At 61.5% G+C, this 18911-nt stretch carries 16 protein-coding genes; 6 read left to right on the forward strand and 10 right to left on the reverse strand.

Annotation, left to right across the window (positions count from 1 at the left end; all coding sequences use genetic code 11):
• Positions 1-6 precede the first annotated feature (6 nt).
• From surA to apaH, 5 genes are read left to right on the forward strand one after another with little or no spacing between them, the layout of a single operon-like run.
• Positions 7-1308 carry a peptidylprolyl isomerase SurA gene (surA, locus tag ACSBQS_RS14805; RefSeq protein WP_033641834.1) on the forward strand — a complete coding sequence of 434 codons (1302 nt, stop codon included), beginning with the start codon at positions 7-9 and terminating at the stop codon, positions 1306-1308.
• Positions 1295-2287 carry a 4-hydroxythreonine-4-phosphate dehydrogenase PdxA gene (gene pdxA, locus ACSBQS_RS14810; RefSeq protein ID WP_089192563.1) on the forward strand — a complete coding sequence of 331 codons (993 nt, stop codon included), beginning with the start codon at positions 1295-1297 and terminating at the stop codon, positions 2285-2287. Before surA ends, pdxA begins: the two co-directional genes overlap by 14 nt.
• Positions 2280-3098, forward strand: coding sequence for a 16S rRNA (adenine(1518)-N(6)/adenine(1519)-N(6))-dimethyltransferase RsmA (gene rsmA, locus ACSBQS_RS14815; RefSeq protein ID WP_033641833.1), 819 nt, complete (start codon positions 2280-2282; stop codon positions 3096-3098). Before pdxA ends, rsmA begins: the two co-directional genes overlap by 8 nt.
• 12 nt (positions 3099-3110) lie before the next feature.
• The gene (gene apaG, locus ACSBQS_RS14820; RefSeq protein ID WP_015376624.1) at positions 3111-3488 is read left to right on the forward strand and encodes a Co2+/Mg2+ efflux protein ApaG; all 378 of its coding nucleotides are present in this window, start codon (positions 3111-3113) and stop codon (positions 3486-3488) included.
• Between the two features lie 2 nt (positions 3489-3490).
• Positions 3491-4342 (forward strand): bis(5'-nucleosyl)-tetraphosphatase (symmetrical) ApaH, encoded by an 852-nt coding sequence (apaH, locus tag ACSBQS_RS14825; protein WP_033641832.1) that lies wholly within the window; start codon positions 3491-3493, stop codon positions 4340-4342.
• Between the two features lie 46 nt (positions 4343-4388).
• On the opposite strand, the gene ACSBQS_RS14830 is transcribed toward apaH, so the two are convergent.
• The 4 genes from ACSBQS_RS14830 to ACSBQS_RS14845 all read right to left on the reverse strand — a co-directional run bounded on the left by ACSBQS_RS14830 (position 4389) and on the right by ACSBQS_RS14845 (position 8346).
• Complete coding sequence (locus ACSBQS_RS14830) at positions 4389-6278, reverse strand: PhoX family protein (protein WP_042783673.1); 1890 nt, start codon at positions 6276-6278, stop codon at positions 4389-4391.
• Positions 6279-6458: 180 nt separating this feature from the next.
• Positions 6459-6941 (reverse strand): type 3 dihydrofolate reductase, encoded by a 483-nt coding sequence (folA, locus tag ACSBQS_RS14835; protein WP_033637073.1) that lies wholly within the window; start codon positions 6939-6941, stop codon positions 6459-6461.
• A gap of 143 nt (positions 6942-7084) precedes the next feature.
• On the reverse strand, positions 7085-7549 hold the full coding sequence (locus tag ACSBQS_RS14840; RefSeq protein ID WP_033651687.1) for a threonine/serine exporter: 465 nt from the start codon (positions 7547-7549) through the stop codon (positions 7085-7087).
• Positions 7546-8346, reverse strand: coding sequence for a threonine/serine ThrE exporter family protein (locus ACSBQS_RS14845; RefSeq protein ID WP_033641829.1), 801 nt, complete (start codon positions 8344-8346; stop codon positions 7546-7548). Before ACSBQS_RS14845 ends, ACSBQS_RS14840 begins: the two co-directional genes overlap by 4 nt.
• Positions 8347-8474: 128 nt before the next feature.
• Here ACSBQS_RS14845 and ACSBQS_RS14850 point away from each other — a divergent pair, with 128 nt between their 5' ends.
• A complete protein-coding gene (locus ACSBQS_RS14850; protein ID WP_015376619.1) occupies positions 8475-9089 on the forward strand; it encodes a LysE family translocator in 615 nt (204 codons plus the stop codon).
• Positions 9090-9123: 34 nt separating this feature from the next.
• On the opposite strand, the gene kefC is transcribed toward ACSBQS_RS14850, so the two are convergent.
• The 6 genes from kefC to ACSBQS_RS14880 all read right to left on the reverse strand — a co-directional run bounded on the left by kefC (position 9124) and on the right by ACSBQS_RS14880 (position 18900).
• On the reverse strand, positions 9124-10977 hold the full coding sequence (kefC, locus tag ACSBQS_RS14855) for a glutathione-regulated potassium-efflux system protein KefC (protein ID WP_033651689.1): 1854 nt from the start codon (positions 10975-10977) through the stop codon (positions 9124-9126).
• Positions 10970-11527 carry a glutathione-regulated potassium-efflux system oxidoreductase KefF gene (gene kefF / locus ACSBQS_RS14860; protein WP_047025189.1) on the reverse strand — a complete coding sequence of 186 codons (558 nt, stop codon included), beginning with the start codon at positions 11525-11527 and terminating at the stop codon, positions 10970-10972. Before kefF ends, kefC begins: the two co-directional genes overlap by 8 nt.
• Positions 11528-11697: 170 nt before the next feature.
• Positions 11698-14922 (reverse strand): carbamoyl-phosphate synthase large subunit, encoded by a 3225-nt coding sequence (gene carB / locus ACSBQS_RS14865; protein ID WP_025301533.1) that lies wholly within the window; start codon positions 14920-14922, stop codon positions 11698-11700.
• Between the two features lie 14 nt (positions 14923-14936).
• Positions 14937-16085: a glutamine-hydrolyzing carbamoyl-phosphate synthase small subunit gene (gene carA / locus ACSBQS_RS14870; RefSeq protein WP_071845094.1), complete on the reverse strand. Its 1149-nt coding sequence runs from the start codon at positions 16083-16085 to the stop codon at positions 14937-14939.
• 470 nt (positions 16086-16555) lie between these two features.
• Positions 16556-17377, reverse strand: a complete 822-nt coding sequence (gene dapB / locus ACSBQS_RS14875) for a 4-hydroxy-tetrahydrodipicolinate reductase (protein WP_033651691.1) — start codon at positions 17375-17377, stop codon at positions 16556-16558.
• A 263-nt stretch (positions 17378-17640) separates the two neighbouring features.
• Positions 17641-18900 (reverse strand): glycosyltransferase, encoded by a 1260-nt coding sequence (locus tag ACSBQS_RS14880; RefSeq protein ID WP_197666622.1) that lies wholly within the window; start codon positions 18898-18900, stop codon positions 17641-17643.
• Positions 18901-18911 lie beyond the last annotated feature (11 nt).

Here is an 18911-nt window from a genome sequence, read left to right on the forward strand (position 1 = left end):
AAATGTATGAAGAACTGGAGAACGCTTATTCTCGGATTGGTGGTTTGCGCCAATGCCGCGTTCGCAGCACCCCAAGAAGTGGATAAAGTCGCCGCCGTCGTGGATAACGGCGTGGTACTCGAAAGCGACGTCAACGGACTGTTGCAGTCGGTGAAGCTCAACGCCCAGCAGGCTGGTCAGCAACTGCCGGACGACAAGACGCTGCGCCATCAGATCATCGAACGCCTGATCATGGATAACATCCAGCTGCAGATGGCCAAGAAAATGGGCATCACCGTCTCCGACGCCGATCTGGACAAAGCGATCGCCAACATCGCCGCGCAGAACCGCATGAGCGTCGATCAGCTGCGCAGCCGCCTGTCGTACGAAGGGCTGAACTACAACACCTACCGCGCGCAGATCCGCAAAGAGATGCTGATCTCCGAAGTGCGCAACAACGAAGTGCGCCGCCGCGTCACCATCCTGCCGCAGGAAGTGGATGCGCTGGCCAAACAGGTGGGCGCGCAGAACGGCAGCGACACCGAAATGAACATCAGCCACATCCTGATCCCGCTGCCGGAGAACCCGTCGCAGCAGCAGGTCGACAAAGCCGAAGAGCTGGCCAAACGCCTGGTGGGCGAGATCAACAGCGGCGCCGACTTCGGCAAGCTGGCGATCACCTACTCCGCCGACTCTCAGGCGCTGAAAGGCGGCAACATGGGCTGGGGCAAGCTGCAAGAGATCCCGACCCTGTTCGCTGAACGCCTGGTCAGCGCCAAGAAAGGCGACGTCGTCGGCCCAATCCGTTCCGGCGTAGGCTTCCACATCCTGAAAGTCAACGACATCCGCGGCGCCAGCCAGTCGGTGTCGGTCACCGAAGTGCACGCTCGTCACATCCTGCTGAAACCTTCGGTGGTGCTGACCGACGACCAGGCGCGCGCCAAACTGCAATCCGTCGCGGAAGCCATCAAGAGCGGCCGCGCCAAATTCGCCGACGAAGCCAAACAGCTGTCGCAGGATCCGGGTTCCGCCATGCAGGGCGGCGATCTGGGCTGGGCTTCCCCGGACATCTACGATCCCGCCTTCCGCGATGCGTTGCTCAAGCTGAGCAAAGGTGAGATCAGCGCGCCGGTGCACTCTTCCTTCGGTTGGCACCTGATTCAGCTGCTGGATACCCGTCAGGTGGATAAGACCGACGCCGCGCAGAAAGATCGCGCTTACCGCATGCTGTTCAACCGTAAGTTCGCCGAAGAGGCGCAGACCTGGATGCAGGAACAGCGCGCCCAGGCTTACGTGAAGATCCTCGATGGCAGCGATGCGCAGCAATAAACGCGTCGTCATTACCCCCGGCGAACCCGCCGGGGTGGGGCCGGATTTGGTAGCCGCCCTGGCGCAACAGGATTGGCCTGTTGAGCTGGTGGTGTGCGCCGATCCGGCCCTGTTGCTTGAACGCGCCCAATGTTTGGGCCTGCCGCTGACGCTGCGCGACTACCAGCCGCAGCAGCCGGCCGAGGCGCAACGCGCCGGCACACTGACCGTGCTGCCGGTGTCGCTCGCTCAGCCGGTCACCGCCGGTGAACTGAACGTCGGCAACAGTGCCTACGTGGTGGAAACCCTGGCGCGCGCCTGTGACGGCTGCCTGAACGGCGAGTTTGCCGCCTTGATCACCGGCCCGGTGAACAAGGGCGTGATCAACGACGCCGGCGTGCCGTTTATCGGCCATACCGAATTCTTTGCCGATCGCAGCCGCTGCGATCGCGTGGTGATGATGCTCGCGACCGAAGAGCTGCGCGTGGCGCTGGCGACCACCCACCTGCCGCTGCTGGCGGTACCGGGCGCCATCACGCAGCAGAGCCTGTTCGAAGTCATTCGCATCCTCGACCACGATCTGAAAACCAAATTTGGCATCGCCCAGCCGCACATTTACGTCTGCGGTCTGAATCCCCACGCCGGGGAAGGCGGCCATATGGGGCGCGAAGAGATAGACACCATCATCCCGGCGCTCGACGCGCTGCGCGCTGACGGTATCCATCTTGTCGGCCCGCTGCCGGCGGACACCCTGTTCCAGCCCAAATATCTGCAAGATGCCGATGCGGTGCTGGCGATGTATCACGATCAGGGGCTGCCGGTGCTAAAATACCAAGGGTTCGGCCGCGCGGTGAATATCACCCTCGGTTTGCCTTTCATACGCACCTCGGTCGACCACGGTACCGCTCTGGAACTGGCCGGCACCGGCACCGCCGATGTCGGCAGTTTCCAAACGGCCCTGAATCTCGCCATTAAAATGATAATTAATTGTAATGAATAACAGAGTCCACCAAGGGCACTTTGCCCGCAAACGCTTTGGACAAAACTTTTTAACCGATCAGTTTGTCATCGATAGCATTGTCTCCGCCATTCACCCGCAGCCGGGCGAAGCGGTGGTCGAGATCGGCCCCGGCCTCGGCGCCTTGACCGAACCGGTCGGCGCACGCATGGACCGCATGACGGTGATCGAACTGGACCGCGATCTGGCCACTCGGCTGGAGAATCACCCGCAGCTGAAAGACAAGCTGACCATCCGCCAGCAGGACGCCATGACGGTGAATTTCGCCGAACTGGCCGAGGAGGCTGGCCAACCGCTGCGCGTATTTGGTAACCTGCCGTACAATATTTCGACGCCGCTGATGTTCCACCTTTTCAGCTATACTCAGGCAATCCGCGACATGCACTTTATGTTGCAGAAAGAGGTGGTCAACCGTCTGGTGGCCGGCCCTAACAGCAAGGCCTACGGGCGTTTGACCGTGATGGCGCAGTACTACTGCAACGTCATCCCGGTGCTGGAAGTGCCGCCGACCGCGTTCGCGCCGCCGCCGAAGGTCGATTCCGCCGTGGTGCGCCTGGTCCCGCACACCGAGCTGCCGAACCCGGTGGGCGACGTGCGCATGCTGAGCCGCATCACCACGCAGGCGTTCAACCAGCGGCGGAAAACCATCCGCAATAGCCTGGGCGATCTGTTCACGCCGGAGCAGCTGACGGAGCTGGGCGTCGATCCTTCGCTCAGAGCAGAGAATATTTCTGTGGCGCAGTACTGCAAGCTGGCGAACTGGCTGTCAGCCAATCCGGCGCCGCAGCAATAAGGAGTTGTTGTCATGATTGATTCGCCCCGCGTGTGTATTCAGGTTCAGAGCATCTATGTGGAATCACAGTCGATCCCTGAAGAAGAGCGTTACGTCTTCGCCTATACCATTACCATCCGCAATCTGGGGCGGACCAACGTGCAACTGCTGGGCCGTTACTGGCTGATCACCAACAGCAACGGCCGCCAAACCGAAGTCCAGGGCGAAGGCGTGATCGGCGAACAGCCCGTCATTCCGCCCGGTGGAGAATTTCAGTACACCAGCGGCGCCATTCTGGAAACGCCGCTGGGCACCATGGAAGGCCATTACGAAATGGTTGACCATCAGGGTCAGCCGTTCCGCACCGCTATTCCCGTGTTCCGCTTAGCCATTCCAACGCTGATCCATTAATTATGTCGACATACCTTATCGGCGACGTTCACGGCTGTTTCGATGAACTGAAGTCGCTGCTGGCTCAGGTTGCGTTCGATCCCGAGCGCGATCAACTGTGGCTGACCGGCGATCTGGTGGCGCGCGGCCCCGCCTCGCTGGACGTGCTGCGCTATGTGCGCTCGCTCGGCCCGGCGGTGCGCATGGTGCTGGGCAACCACGATCTGCACCTGCTGGCGGTTTACGCCGGCATCAGCCGCAACAAACCCAAAGATCGCATCACGCCGCTGCTGGAAGCGCCGGACGCCGACGAGCTGATCAACTGGCTGCGCCGCCAACCGGTGCTGCAGGTGGATGATGAGCAAAAACTGGTGATGGCCCACGCCGGCATCACCCCGCAGTGGGACATCGACACCGCGAAAATGTGCGCGCGCGAAGTGGAGGCGGTATTGAGCAGCGACAGCTATCCGCTGTTCCTCGACGCCATGTACGGCGACATGCCGAACAACTGGGCGCCGGAGCTGAGCGGCCTGGCGCGTCTGCGTTTCAGCACCAATGCGCTGACGCGCATGCGCTACTGCTTCCCCAACGGCCAGCTCGACATGATCTGCAAAGATGCGCCGGGCAGCGCGCCGGCGCCGCTGAAACCGTGGTTCGAGCTGCCGCGCCTGGTGGACCCGGAATACACTATCATCTTCGGCCACTGGGCCTCGCTGGAAGGCAAGGGCACGCCGGAGGGCGTGATCGGGCTGGATACCGGCTGCTGCTGGGGCGGCGATCTGACGATGCTGCGCTGGGAAGACCGCCGTTACTTCACGCAGCCCGCCAATCGCGGCGAAGCGCCTGACCACGCCGGCAGATTAGCCGCATCCTGAAACGATAAAGGCGGCCCGGTGGCCGCCTTTGTTCTGTATTGCCGCCTTACGCCCCAATCACTCCGCCATCTTCACGCGTGATCATCAACACCGATGAACGCGGGCGCGGGCTGTTGTTCGGGAAGTGCGAATCGCCTTCTTCTCCGGGATGCTGTACGTTGACGAACATCGTCTTGTAGTCCGGGGTGAAGGTGATGCCGGTCAGTTCGCAGGACTTCGGCCCCACCATGAAACGGCGGATCTCGCCGCTGACCGGATCGCCCACCAGCATCTGGTTGTTGCCCTGCCCGACGTAATCGCCCTTGTTGCTGTACTTGCCGTCGGTGAGGATCCACAGACGGCCGGCGCGATCGAAACCCAGCCCGTCCGGGCTGTTGAAGGTGTTTTCCGCCGTGATGTTCGGCGTGCCGCGGTTGACGCCTTCGGGGTGGGCAATCGGGTTGCCGCACAGCGCATAGATGTCCCAGGCGAAGACGTCGGCGGTGGCGTCGCCGCCCTCGTCCCAGCGAATGATTTGGCCGTAGATATTGTTCGGTCGCGGGTTGGCGGCGTTCAACGGCATCCCTTCCTCGCCGCGCTTGCTGTTGTTAGTCAGCGTGCAGTACGCGCGCCCGTCATGCGGGTTCACCGCGATCCACTCCGGGCGATCCATTTTGGTGGCGCCGACCTGCTGCGCCGCCTTGCGGGCGAAGATCAGCACTTCGGCCTCATCGCGGAAACCGTTCTCCGGCGTCAGGCCGTTCTTGCCGAACTCAAGCGCAATCCAGCGCCCTTTGCCCTTCAGCGGCGTGCCGGCTTCATCGCCGTCGAACTGCGCCACGTACAGCGTCCCCTCGTCCAGCAGCGTGCGATTGTTGGCCGGATTGGCGGCGTCGACCACGCCTTTGGAGACGTACTTATAGATATGTTCGCCGCGCTCGTCGTCGCCCATATACACCACCAGACGGCCGTCTTTGGCCACGGTCACCGCCGCGTTTTCATGTTTGAAACGGCCGAGCGCGGTGTGCTTGATGGGCGTCGAGGTCGGATTCAACGGATCGATCTCGACAATCCAGCCGTGACGGTTGAATTCGTTGGGATTCTTCGCCACATCAAAACGCTCGTCATAGTCCGGCCAGTTGCGTTCCGGTTCGCTGGCCTTCAGCGTGTAGCGCTTCTGTTCCGGCGTGGTTCGATAATCGGCCTGACGGGTGCCGAAATAGGTGTCGAAGTTTTCCTCGCAGGTCAGGTAGGTACCCCACGGCGTCTTGCCGTTGGCGCAGTTGCCGAAGGTGCCCAGCACCTTGCGGCCGCTCGGATCGGCGGCGGTCTGCAACAGCGGATGTCCGGCGGCCGGACCGCTGAATTGCATCTCGCTGTTGGCGGTGATGCGGCGGTTATAGCGCGACGGGCGCTCCACCTCCCAGCGCTGGCCGTCGCCGACCCGCTTGACCGCGACAATGGAGACGCCGTGCGCCGCCTGCGATTTGCGCACCTCTTCCAGGCTGGTGGCCTTGGCGCCGCCGTGGGCGAACAGGTACTGCTCGTTAACGTATTCGTTATTGATAGCCATCACGCCGTGATTGTCATCGATAGGGAAAAAGCTCATGCCATCGTTGTTGTCGCCAAACTGTTTTTCCTGATCGGCGGCGCTGTTGTTGCCCTGCGGATCGAAGGCCGGCGCGCCGTCCACCAGTGGCTCGCCCCAGGAGATCAGCACCTCGGCGCGGTAGCCTGGCGCTATCGTCACTTCATCGGCGGTAGACGCGGCGATGCCCCGGAAGCCCAGCAGCGTGTTCGGCGGCAGATCCTCGGCTAACGCCTCGGCGGAGACCGACCAGATGCCGCCGCCGAGAAAACCGGCCAGGCCGACGGCGCCGGCGCTGCCAAGCAGCAGCTTGCGGCGAGTGGGATCGATCAGGCGGTCGGCGTCTAATTGCTCAATTTGCTTGGTCATAACGTGGTTACCTTTTTAGTTATGGCGCCGCGGTCAAGATTCACCAGAGTTGCCGTGGCGCTCGGAGTTGGGCTTCATACTAATCAGGTAATGTGACGGAAAGGTTACGAATGACCGGCGCAAAAAGACCGGGGGCGCAATTGCTTGCGCCCCCGGGGATGACTGGCTAACGCGCTGAGATCAGCGGCGCTGCAGGATTTCGAAGCAGTAGCTGTGCGAGTTCAGATCGTCGGCGTCGTGGAATTCGCTGAACGTGGTTTCCCACTCGTCCGGCTCGTAATCCGGGAAGTGAGTATCGCCGCCGACTTCGGCGTCGATGTGTGTCAGGTACAGGCGATCGGCGCGCGGCAGCAACTGGGTATAAATGCGCCCACCGCCGATCACCATTACTTCTTCCACCTCACCCGCGGCGGCCAGCGCCTCATCCAGCGAGGTCACCCAGGTCACCCCGGCGGCATTGCCCGGGCGGCTGCTCAAAACGATATTGTGACGGCCCGGCAGCGGGCGGCCGATGGACTCGAAGGTCTTGCGGCCCATAATAACCGGCTTATTCAACGTGTTGCGTTTAAACCACGCAAGGTCCGCCGGCAGGTGCCACGGCATGGCGTTTTCCATGCCAATAACGCGATCCGCCGCCAAGGCAGCGATCAGGCTGATAATCATTGTTTAACCCTGTGTAGGCAGCAAAATTGGTGACACTATACGTAAAGGCCTGAGTGCCGTCGATAGGCTAATCAAGCAAGATGAATATATAAGATAGCTCTTATCAGCATATCTAATAACCAACGTTCTTTTGCCGGGGAATTTCACACGCCGGGGCGTTTGCGGTACAACCACAGGCCCGGTAACGACAGGCCGATCGACAACGCGCCGACGATGAAACTGGCCTTGAGGAAGTTGGTGATCATGGTCTCCATCAAAGCCTCGCTGTAGCCCAGATGCGAGATCTCCACCACCGTTATCATCGCGGTATAGGCGGAAATGCCGGGGAACATCGGGATCACCGCCGCCACGGTGAACACCTTCGGATGCGCCAACAGCCAGCGCGACCAATAGATACCGATGATGCCGATCAGGATCGCCGCCAGCAGCGACGCCCACTCGATGTTCATGCCCACGTGCATCATCAGCATGCGCGAGCCGCGCCCGATTGCCCCAAGCAACGCGCAATAGCGCAGCGCGCGCAGCGGCACGTTGAACACCATGGCGAAGCCCAGCGCCGGCACCGCCGCCAACAGCATCTCCTGCAACAATGCCCACAGCAGACTCATGACCACCCCCGCAGATCCCACAGCGACATCGCCATCACCACGCCGATACAGGTCGCCAGCGTCAACAGGCTGGCCATCGCCCAGCGCGCCAGCCCGGTGTTGACATGTCCCTTGAACATGTCGGCCACCGCGTTGATCAGCGGGAAGCCCGGCACCAGCAGCAGCACGCTGGCGGCCATCGCCACGCTCGAGGTCTCTTTAAACACCGGCAGGCGCAGCAGCAGCCCGGATATCGACGTAGCGACAAACGCCGTCAGGCAAAAATTGATCAGCGGATTCATATGGCGGGCGGTGAGGATCTGGCGCACCAGCATCGCCGCGCCGCTGGCGATAAAAGTCACCAGGAAGGCGTCGCCGCCGCCGCCGTTGAGCATGCTGAAACACCCGCAGGACAACCCCACCATCAGCACCACCAGCCAGCGCGGATAGCGCAGCGGCCGGATCTTTTCGAAGCGCCGCGCCACGTCGTGCGTATCCGCCAGGTGATGCTCGGCGAGGATCACGATATGCTGCACTTCCGTCACCACCTGCATATTGATGCCGCGATCGACATTCTTGCGGGTCGTGGTCAGGCAGGCGCCGTGGCTGAGGGTGGTCAACACCACCGCATTGGCGGAGATTGAACTTTCCACGCTGTCCATCCCCAGCGCCAACCCCAGGCGGGTGGACAACTGCTCCACCACCGTGCTCTCGGCGCCGTGCTGCAACAGCAGCAGCGCGCATTGAATGCACAAGCGGGTGATTTCACGCTGTTGCCGGTGCGGTTCCGGCCTGTCTGTGGCGGTAGTCTGCTGCATGGTGCTCCGTTGCTGGCGATAGATGAATTATTATCATAGAGCCTAACAATACCTCATTGGGTTGATGCGCATCAGAGGAAGCGGCGTTATTATCGCCAACATGCTGCCTTTTGCGCGAGACACCTCCCATGCTTGAAACGTCACTGTTCGTCGCCGGCATTGCCGCCCTCGGCATGCTTTCCCCCGGCCCGGATTTTTTCCTGGTGATCAAAAACGCCGCCCGCTACCCGCGTCTGGCCGCCATGATGACCGCCTTCGGCGTGATCTGCGGCGTCGCCACCCACATGTCCTACTGCGTCGCCGGGCTGGCGGTGGTGATCACCACGACGCCGTGGCTGTTCAACCTGCTGAAATACGCCGGGGCGGTCTATCTGGTGTGGATCGGCATCCAGGCGCTGCTGTCGCGCGGCGGCGGCAAAATGAACGTCAGCAATCTGCCGCAGCAACAGGTCAGCCTGAAGAGCGCCTTTGCGCAAGGCTACCTGTGCAACCTGCTGAACCCGAAAGCCACCCTGTTCTTCCTGGCGGTCTTCACCCAGGTGTTGCAGATCGATTCCGGTCTGGGTGACAAGCTGTGGTACGCGGGGATTATTCTCGGCCTGTCGGTCATCTGGTGGCCGCTGCTGGTGTTTTTGATCCAGAGCGGGCCGGTGCGCCGCGGGCTGGAAAAGACGCAGAAGATCGTCGACAAATTGCTGGGCGGCATGTTGATCGCCTTAGGCATCAAGGTCGCGCTGAGCTAAGCAAAAAAGGGGCGCCATCACGGCGCCCCTCCCCTTATCCTTTGGCTTCCACCACTTCGTCTTCCGGCGCCTTGCCGTCGATACTGCCGCGCCAGCCGGTCTGCTGCACCCGCGCCAGCCGATTCTGATCCTGCTCGATGGCCGCGCTGAGCATCTCCTTGGCCCGCTGCAGGCTGGCGATACGGAATTCAGTATCTTGGTAATTATCCAGCGTATCTTCCAGCATCTTCAGGTTATAGCGGCGGAAAGTGTCCGCTTTCTCGCGCGCCTCATAGGCGTCCAGCCCCAGCAGCTCCAGCGTTTCACGGCCGACGCGCAGCGAGCTTTCGAAGGTTTCGCGCTCCGGTTTTTCCACCCCCAACTGCCGCAACTGATACCAATGATCGACGTCGCGCGCCCGCGCCACCACTTTCAGATGCGGGAAGTGCTGCCTGGCCAGCTCGGTTAATGCCAGGCTGTCCTCCACATCGTCGATGGCGTTGATCAGCACCTTGGCGTGAGCGGCGCCGGCCGCCTCCAGCAGATCGGCGCGCGTGGCGTCGCCGTAGAACACCTTGGTGTCAAATTTACGCAGCGTTTCGATATGGTCCGGATCGTGATCCAATACCACGGTGTGCACACCGTTGGCCAACAGTAAACGACCGGCGATCTGGCCGAAACGGCCGAAGCCGGCGATGATCACGCTGGCGTTCTCGTCATCAATGACATCAGCCGGGCGATCCTCTTTCGGCGCATTTTTCTCCAGCTGCGCGGCGATCACCAACAGCAGCGGGGTGGCCGCCATCGACAGCGCCACCGCCAGCGTCAGCGACTTGGCCCATTCAACCGGCAAGACGCCGGCCAGCTGCGCGGCGCTGAAGATCACGAAGGCGAACTCACTGCCCTGCCCCAGCAGAATGGCGAACAGGCCGCGCTGGCGCTTCGGCACCCCGAGCAGCGGGCCGATCAGCCACAGCAACGCCGCCTTGATAAGCATAAAGCCCAGCAGCAACGAGGCGATCAGCAACGGATGATGGAACAGCGTGCCGAAGTCGATCGACATGCCGACGCCGATGAAAAACAGCCCCAGCAGCAACCCTTTGAACGGCTGAATATCGCTCTCCAGCGCGTGGCGGTATTCCGAGCTCGCCAACAGCACCCCGGCGAGGAACGCCCCCATCGCCATCGACAACCCGGCCATCTCCAGCAGGATGCCAAAGCCGAACACCAGGAACAGCGCCACGGCGCTGAACACCTCGCGCATGCCCGAACGGGCGACGAAGTGCAGCAGCGGGCGGGTGACGTAGCGGCCAAGCAGCACCACCATCGTCAACGCGCCCACCACTTTGGCCGCCGACAGTACGAAAGCGCCCAGCGTCGTGGTGGCGCCGCTGCTGGCCAGCAGCGGGATCATCGCCACCAGCGGGATCGCCGCGATATCCTGGAACAGCAACACCGCAAACGCGCTGCGGCCGATCGGCGACGGCGTCAAATTGCGTTCGCTCATCGCCTGCATGGCGATGGCGGTCGATGAGAGCGCCAGCGTCAAACCGATCAGCAGCGCCACCTTCCAGTTGAGGCCGAGGAAGTAGCAGAAGGCGCTCAGCGCCAGGCCGCAGCCCACCATCTGAATGCTGCCGCCGCCGAACACCGAGGCGCGCAGCGTCCACAGCCGTTTGGGATCCAGCTCCAGGCCGATGATAAACAGCATCAGCACCACGCCGATCTCGGCGAAGGTCAGGATAGACTCGGCATCCGACACCAGCTTCAGCCCCCAGGGGCCGATAATGCAGCCGGCGATCAGGTAACCGAGCACCGAACCCAGCCCCAGGCGCACCGCAATCGGCACGAACAGCGCGGCGGAACCGAGATAGATCAGCCCCTCGATCATCATGTGGTGGTTATCCATGGCTGGCCTCCCGGGTTTCCGCTTCGGCATGTTCCATCAGGTAGTCGACCAACCGCTGCCGGTAGGCTTCCCCGGCGGCGATCAGCGCCGGTTCGTTGCAGGTAAAGGTGTTGTGCAGGGCGAAGTACGGCTGCCAGTTCATGCCGCAATAAATCGCCGTGGCCTGCAGCGGCTGCGCCAGCGCGGCGAAGTTGGGAAAATCGCCCAGTTCGAAATGGTGCTCGTCACCGCCGCTGGTCACCGCCCACAGGCAGTCTTTGCCCACCAGCGCGTTGCCGTCGTGGCCATAGGCCCAGCCGTGCTCCAGCACTTTGTCGATCCACAGCTTCAACAGCGGCGGGAAGCTGTACCACTGCATCGGATGCTGCAGCACCACCAGGTCGGCGCGCTCCAGCGCCTGTTGCTCGGCGTTGATGTCGATATTGAAATCGGGGTACAGCTCATACAGCGAGCGCACCTCCACCTCGGGAAGATCCCTCACCGCCTGCAGCAGGCGGTGATTGGCATGCGAATGCCGGGGATACGGGTGAGCATAAATTATCAGAATCATTGTTATCGTCGTTCCTTCGTTCCTTGCCAATACACCAAGCATATACCAATCACACAGAGTGACAGTTTGCCCACTGATTGATAGCGGAAATTTTTAACGCCAGCCTACAAATTCACTGAATAAAAAAGGGCGCTGCATCTGCAGCGCCCTGGCGTAGCGTTCGCGCGCGGTTACTTACCAATACGCGCGTGCATTTCCTGCACCGATGTCACCTGCTCGGTCGGATCCGCTTTCAGCGCCATCGCGGTGGCGAAGCCGCCGTTCAGCGTGGTGTCGTAGTGCACCTTGTACTGCAGGGCGCTGCGGCGAATCAGCTTGGAGTCCTCAATCGCCTGACGGCCTGCCGTGGTGTTGACGATGTAGGTGTACTCGCCGTTCTTGATACGGTCCTGAATGTGCGGACGCCCTTCGTGCACCTTGTTGACCAGGCGCGGGTTGATGCCCGCTTCGCCCAGCACCACCGCGGTGCCGTGGGTCGCGTCCAGCTCAAAGCCCTGCTTCAGCAGGCTGGCGGCCAAATCGACCACGCGAGCCTTGTCGCCTTCGCGCACCGACAGCAGCGCTCGGCCCTGTTTCTTCATGCCCGAGTTGCTGCCCAGCATCGCCTTGGAGAAGGCTTCCGCGAAGGTGCGGCCCACGCCCATCACTTCCCCGGTAGAGCGCATTTCCGGCCCCAAAATCGGGTCGACGCCCGGGAATTTGTTGAACGGCAGCACCACTTCTTTCACCGAGTAGTACGGCGGGATGATCTCTTCGGTCACGCCCTGTTCAACCAGCGTTTTGCCCGCCATCACGCGCGCGGCCACTTTGGCCAGCGGCACGCCGGTCGCTTTGGACACGAACGGCACGGTACGCGCGGCGCGCGGGTTGACTTCAATCAGGTAGACTTCGTTGTCCTTCACCGCGAACTGCACGTTCATCAGGCCGCGCACCTGCAGCTCGAACGCCAGTTTCTCCACCTGGCGACGCATCACGTCCTGAATTTCCTGGCTCAGGGTGTACGCCGGCAGCGAACACGCGGAGTCGCCGGAGTGCACGCCCGCCTGCTCGATGTGCTCCATGATGCCGCCAATCAGCACGCGCTCGCCGTCGCAGATAGCATCGACGTCCACCTCCACCGCATCGTCCAGGAAGCGGTCCAGCAACACCGGCGCATCGTTGGACACGCTGACCGCGGTCTGGAAGTAGCGGCGCAGGTCGGTTTCGTCATAGACGATTTCCATCGCCCGGCCGCCCAGCACGTAGGAAGGACGCACCACCAGCGGATAACCGATGCCCGCCGCCTTCTCGACCGCCTGCTCGATGGCGGTGACGGTGGCGTTGGCCGGCTGCTTCAGGCCCAGGCGGTTGACCGCCTGCTGGAAGCGTTCGCGGTCTTCGGCACGGTCGATGGCGTCCGGGCTGGTGCCGATGATCGGCACGCCTGCGGCTTCCAGCTCGCGCGCCAGCTTCAGCGGGGTCTGGCCGCCGTACTGCACGATAACGCCTTTCGGTTTCTCGATGCGCACGATTTCCAGCACGTCTTCCAGGGTCACCGGCTCAAAGTACAGGCGGTCCGAGGTGTCGTAGTCGGTGGAGACGGTTTCCGGGTTGCAGTTGACCATGATGGTCTCGTAGCCATCTTCACGCAGCGCCAGCGAAGCGTGCACGCAGCAGTAGTCGAACTCGATGCCCTGGCCGATACGGTTCGGCCCGCCGCCCAGCACCATCACTTTCGGCCGGTCGTTGGTCGGGTTGGACTCGCACTCTTCTTCATAGGTGGAGTACATGTAGGCGGTGTCGGTAGCGAATTCCGCCGCGCAGGTATCCACGCGCTTGTACACCGGGTGCAGGCCGTGGCTGTGGCGCAGCTTGCGAATTTCGCTCTCGGCGACGCCGGCCAGCTTGGCCAGACGCGCATCGGCGAAGCCCTTGCGCTTCAACGTGCGCAGGAAGTCTTTGTCCAGGCCGTTGATGCCCGCTTCGGCTACCTGCTCTTCCAGGCGCACCAGCTCTTCAATCTGCACCAGGAACCAGCGATCGACGTTGGTCAGGTTGAAGACGCCGTCGACCGACAGACCGGCGCGGAAGGCGTCGGCGATGTACCAGATGCGGTCGGAACCGGCGTCTTTCAGCTCGCGGCGGATTTTGGTCAGCGCTTCCGGATCGTCCAGGCTCACTTTCGGATCGAAGCCGGTGGCGCCCACTTCCAGACCGCGCAGCGCTTTCTGCAGCGACTCCTGCTGAGTGCGGCCGATGGCCATCACTTCGCCGACCGACTTCATCTGGGTAGTCAGGCGATCGTTGGCGCCGGCGAACTTCTCGAAGTTGAAGCGCGGGATCTTGGTCACGACGTAGTCGATGGACGGCTCGAACGACGCCGGGGTGCGGCCGCCGGTGATGTCGTTCATCAGCTCATCGAGGGTATAGCCCACCGCCAGTTTGGCGGCGATCTTGGCGATCGGGAAGCCGGTGGCTTTCGACGCCAGCGCCGAAGAGCGCGACACGCGCGGGTTCATCTCGATGACGATCAGGCGGCCGGTTTTCGGGTTAACCGAGAACTGCACGTTGGAGCCGCCGGTTTCAACACCGATCTCACGCAGCACCGCCATCGAGGCGTTGCGCATGATTTGGTATTCCTTATCGGTCAGGGTCTGGGCCGGCGCAACGGTGATCGAGTCGCCGGTGTGGATGCCCATGGCGTCGAAGTTTTCGATGGAGCAAACGATGATGCAGTTGTCGTTCTTATCACGCACCACTTCCATCTCGTACTCTTTCCAACCGATCAGCGATTCGTCGATCAGCAGCTCGTTGGTCGGCGACAGGTCCAGACCGCGTTCGCAGATCTCTTCGAACTCTTCGCGGTTGTAGGCGATGCCGCCGCCGGTGCCGCCCATGGTAAAGGAAGGACGGATGATGCACGGGAAGCCGACGTCAGCGGCTACCGCCAGCGCTTCTTCCATGGTGTGCGCGATGCCGGAACGCGCGGTATCCAAACCGATTTTCTTCATCGCCACGTCGAAACGGCGGCGGTCTTCGGCCTTGTCGATGGCATCGGCAGTTGCGCCGATCATGGTGACGCCGAACTCGGCCAGCACGCCCTGACGCTCCAGCTCCAGCGCGCAGTTCAGCGCCGTCTGGCCGCCCATGGTCGGCAGAACCGCATCCGGACGCTCTTTTTCGATGATCTTGCGCACCACTTCCCAGTGGATAGGCTCAATGTAGGTCGCATCGGCCATTTCCGGGTCGGTCATGATGGTCGCCGGGTTTGAGTTGACCAGAATGACGCGGTAGCCCTCTTCGCGCAGCGCTTTACACGCCTGGGCGCCCGAGTAGTCGAACTCACACGCCTGGCCGATAACAATCGGGCCAGCGCCGAGGATCAGGATGCTTTTTATGTCTGTACGTTTTGGCATTTTACTGCTCCTGATTATTTGGCGTTAGAACGGTAAGTCTCAATCAGTTCGATAAAGTGATCGAACAGCGGCGCGGCGTCGTGCGGGCCTGGGCTGGCTTCCGGGTGCCCCTGGAAGCTGAACGCCGCCTTGTCGGTGCGGTGAATGCCCTGCACCGTGTGGTCGAACAGCGATTTGTGCGTCACGCGCAGATTCGCCGGCAGGTCGTTTTCATCGACGGCGAAGCCGTGGTTCTGCGCGGTGATCATCACCGTGTTGTTGTCCAGATCCTTCACCGGGTGGTTGCCGCCGTGGTGGCCGAGCTTCATCTTCATGGTTTTCGCCCCGCTGGCCAGCGCCAGCAGCTGGTGACCCAGACAGATGCCGAACACCGGAATGTCGGTTTCCAGGAACTGCTTGATGGCGGCGATGGCGTAGTCGCACGGCTCCGGGTCGCCCGGGCCGTTGGACAGGAAGATGCCGTCCGGATTCATTTTCAGCACCTCGTCGGCCGGGGTCTGCGCCGGCACCACTGTCAGGCGGCAGCCGCGATCCACCAGCATGCGCAGGATGTTGCGCTTGGCGCCGTAGTCGTAAGCCACCACGTGGAACGGCAGTTCCGCGGTGGTTTTGGCTTCCGGCAGGTCGCCTTCAAGCGTCCAGCTGCCTTGCTGCCAGCTGTAGGCCTCTTGAGTGGTGACCTCTTTCGCCAAATCCATGCCCTTCAACCCCGGGAAGCCTTGCGCCTTGGCCAGAGCCAGCGCGGCATCCGGCGAATCGGCGGCGACGATGCAGCCGTTCTGGGCGCCTTTTTCGCGCAGCAGGCGAGTCAACTTACGGGTATCGATATCGGCGATCGCCACGATGTTGTGACGCTTGAGGTAGTCGGACAGGCTTTCTTCACTGCGGTAGTTGCTGGCGATCAGCGGGAGGTCACGAATGACGAGGCCTTGGGCGTGTACTGCGGAGGATTCTTCGTCGGAAGCATTGGTGCCGACATTGCCGATATGAGGATAAGTAAGAGTAACGATCTGGCGGGAATAGGAAGGATCAGTGAGGATTTCTTGATAACCGGTCATCGACGTATTGAAGACCACTTCCCCCACTGCCGTTCCCTCTGCCCCGATGGCCCGACCGTGGAATTGGGTTCCGTCTTCCAGAACCAATAGCGCTGACTTTATCAAAACATCCTCCGAGGAATAATCAATCACAATATTTGCATATTAATTCAGATATCGCGATCTAAATCAATGCAAAAACCGTCCGCGAGGCCAATTTTTGGCAAATTGGGCGCATTTTAATGATGAGTGTTCCGCTTGTCTACCCAAACCGCCATTTTTTGTTTTATTTTTGCAGTTCTCGATGCCCAAGCGGCTTGAGCTGCCATAAAAACACAGAAAACCGGGGCTGGAAAACGGTTGCGGGGAGGAATGACGGAAAACGGCGTCGGAATGGACCAAAAAAGACGCTAAAAAAGCCGACGGTGGAAAAAAAGCAGATAATTAGCAAGGTAAACATAAACAAATACCAGCCTTGACAAGGAAACAACATCAAAACGATATTTATCATGTTAAAAAAAAGGACAATAAAATTATTGCCCTATTATCATAGCATTATGATCAACACAACCACATCACGATGGTATTCAGTTTAGTTATATCCGGTCTAAACTCAGCACGTCACGCATATCAAATAGACCTTTATCCCGACTCTGAAGCCAGGAAGCCGCGCGCACCGCGCCGCTGGCGAAAGTCATGCGGCTGGAGGCCTTGTGGGTGATTTCCACCCGCTCGCCGATGTCGGCGAACATCGCGGTGTGCTCGCCGACGATGTCGCCGGCGCGAATGGTGGCGAAGCCGATGCTCTTCGGATCGCGCTCGCCGGTATGGCCTTCGCGCGCATAGACCGCGCAGCTTTTCAGATCGCGCCCTAGCGCGCCGGCGATCGCTTCGCCCATGGCCAACGCCGTGCCCGACGGCGCATCCACTTTGTGCCGGTGGTGCGCCTCAACGATTTCGATATCGGTATAGTCGCCCATGACCTGCGCGGCCTTCTCCAGCAGTTTCAGCACCAGATTGACGCCGACGCTGAAGTTGGCGGCGAACACGATGCCGATATGCTGCGCCGCGTCGCGGATCGCCTGTTTGCCGGCGTCATCGAAGCCGGTGGTGCCGATCACCATCGCCTTATGGTGCGCCACGCAAAATTCCAGGTAGCCCAGGGTGCTTTCAGGACGGGTGAAGTCGATCAAAATATCGAACTCGCTCGCCACTTTATCCAGACTGTCACTCACCTTGACGCCCAGCGCGCCGATGCCCGCCAGCTCGCCGGCATCAACGCCGACCAGGCTCGATCCCGGGCGCGACAGCGCCGCCCCCAACACCACGCCTTCCGCCTGCTGCACCGCCTGGATCAATTGACGGCCCATCCGGCCGCCGGCGCCCGCAATCGCAATGCGGATTTGTGAATCTTTCATGCTTGCTCTCTTCTTGATGTAACGCGTATCCCATTAACCTATCGATTCAGGGTAACTGCCCCGCTGCGGCGCCGCCAGAGGATTCATTTCATAATTAGAAAATTATGATATTGCGCTTCTTTCATCAGCGGCGCTGTCGTGAGATTAACATTCAACCGATTTGGCGGCCTGCGACGATTGTACATAATCATGCAGTTTTCATTGCAAAAAAATGCAGAAAAAAGGCGCCGAAAACGGCGCCTGAGGAACGGAGTGCGGCGGGGTCAAGCGGTAATGGCGGCCACTTCGTTGGCTATCGCCGTCAGCGCATCGTGGCGAGCATAGTCCTCCTGCACCAGCGCCGCGCGCCGGCGATAGATCGGCTGTTGCAGAATGCGCGTCGCTGCCGCCAGTATTTGTTCCGCGCTTGGCGTGCTGGTATGCAGGCTGATGCCGCAACCGGCGGCCACCACGCGCGCGGCCGCCTCCAGCTTGTCCTCACCGGTGCCGGCGATAATCAGCGGCACGCCGCTGTCCAGCGCATAGTTGATCGAGCCGTAACCACCGTTGGTGATCAGCAGCGCCGCCTGCGGCAACCAGTGTTCGAAGGAGATGAACGCCCGCACTCGGGCGTTGTCCGGCAACGCGTCCATCAGCCCTTCGGTCGCCCGCCCGCCGGTAGTAGCCAACACCCGCACCGGCAGATGCGCCAGCGCCTGAAGCGTCGGCACGATCAGCTGATGCAGATCGACATTGGCCAACGTGCCCTGAGACACGATCACCAGCGGCCGACGATCGTCCTCCTCCCACAGCGCCTCTTCCGCGGCCGGTTGACCACCGCTGCGCAGCGGCCCGACGAAGCGCACGCCGCTCGGCAGGTCGTCGCGCTCATATTCCAGCGCCGTGGTGGCCAACTGCAGGAAACGCTCGCAGCCGCCGATCAGCGCATCGGTAAACGGGCGATTCAGCGGCCGCCCGCCCGCTTGCACCAGCGCGGCATCAAAGCTTTGCTGCACCTCATCAAGCAACACCCGCGTCGCTTCATCCACCAATTGCTCGCGGGTCAGCGCCCGCGGCAGCAGCGCCGGCGGGATGCGCGGGCCATAGAAAATGGCGTCGCGCGAAGAATACGACAGCGGCGTGACGCCGATCCCGAAGACCGGCGGCCGTTCGGCGGACTGCAGCAGCGGCAGCACGCCGTAGAAGCAGTTCTCCACCATCAGCAGATCGGTCTTTTCGGCGGCGATGGCCGCACGCAGCTGACGATCCAACAGTGGGATCGGCGCGGCGAAGAAATCTTTCAGCGCCAGCGCCATCTGCGCATTGCCCGGCGGCAGCGCGGCGCGCTCGGGGAAATGCGCCTCCAGGTGGCGATAGTCGAAGTCCACCTGCGCGTCGAACGGCACGAAGCTCGCCCCAGCCGCTTCGGCGCGTTCGCGGAACAGCGCGCCGGTCATCACCCGCACCTGATGCCCTTGGGCGATCAGGTGGCGAGCGATGGCTAACATCGGGTAGACGTGCCCCGGAGTGGCGACCGCCGCCATCAGTATCCTTG

It is taken from the genome of Serratia sp. H402Y (assembly GCF_051172415.1).
GTDB classification, from domain to species: Bacteria; Pseudomonadota; Gammaproteobacteria; order Enterobacterales; family Enterobacteriaceae; genus Serratia; species Serratia ureilytica.

Bases quoted from the DNA above. Each gene is read 5' to 3' on its own strand.
- rsmA (WP_033641833.1), top strand. From the start codon at position 2,280: ATGAATAACAGAGTCCACCAAGGGCACTTTGCCCGCAAACGCTTTGGA.
- pdxA (WP_089192563.1), top strand. From the start codon at position 1,295: ATGCGCAGCAATAAACGCGTCGTCATTACCCCCGGCGAACCCGCCGGG.
- kefC (WP_033651689.1), bottom strand. From the start codon at position 10,977: ATGGATAACCACCACATGATGATCGAGGGGCTGATCTATCTCGGTTCC.
- dapB (WP_033651691.1), bottom strand. From the start codon at position 17,377: ATGAAAGATTCACAAATCCGCATTGCGATTGCGGGCGCCGGCGGCCGG.
- ACSBQS_RS14840 (WP_033651687.1), bottom strand. From the start codon at position 7,549: ATGAGTCTGCTGTGGGCATTGTTGCAGGAGATGCTGTTGGCGGCGGTG.
- ACSBQS_RS14845 (WP_033641829.1), bottom strand. From the start codon at position 8,346: ATGCAGCAGACTACCGCCACAGACAGGCCGGAACCGCACCGGCAACAG.
- surA (WP_033641834.1), top strand. From the start codon at position 7: ATGAAGAACTGGAGAACGCTTATTCTCGGATTGGTGGTTTGCGCCAAT.
- ACSBQS_RS14880 (WP_197666622.1), bottom strand. From the start codon at position 18,900: ATGGCGGCGGTCGCCACTCCGGGGCACGTCTACCCGATGTTAGCCATC.
- ACSBQS_RS14830 (WP_042783673.1), bottom strand. From the start codon at position 6,278: ATGACCAAGCAAATTGAGCAATTAGACGCCGACCGCCTGATCGATCCC.
- kefF (WP_047025189.1), bottom strand. From the start codon at position 11,527: ATGATTCTGATAATTTATGCTCACCCGTATCCCCGGCATTCGCATGCC.
- ACSBQS_RS14850 (WP_015376619.1), top strand. From the start codon at position 8,475: ATGCTTGAAACGTCACTGTTCGTCGCCGGCATTGCCGCCCTCGGCATG.
- apaG (WP_015376624.1), top strand. From the start codon at position 3,111: ATGATTGATTCGCCCCGCGTGTGTATTCAGGTTCAGAGCATCTATGTG.
- apaH (WP_033641832.1), top strand. From the start codon at position 3,491: ATGTCGACATACCTTATCGGCGACGTTCACGGCTGTTTCGATGAACTG.
- carB (WP_025301533.1), bottom strand. From the start codon at position 14,922: ATGCCAAAACGTACAGACATAAAAAGCATCCTGATCCTCGGCGCTGGC.
- folA (WP_033637073.1), bottom strand. From the start codon at position 6,941: ATGATTATCAGCCTGATCGCTGCCTTGGCGGCGGATCGCGTTATTGGC.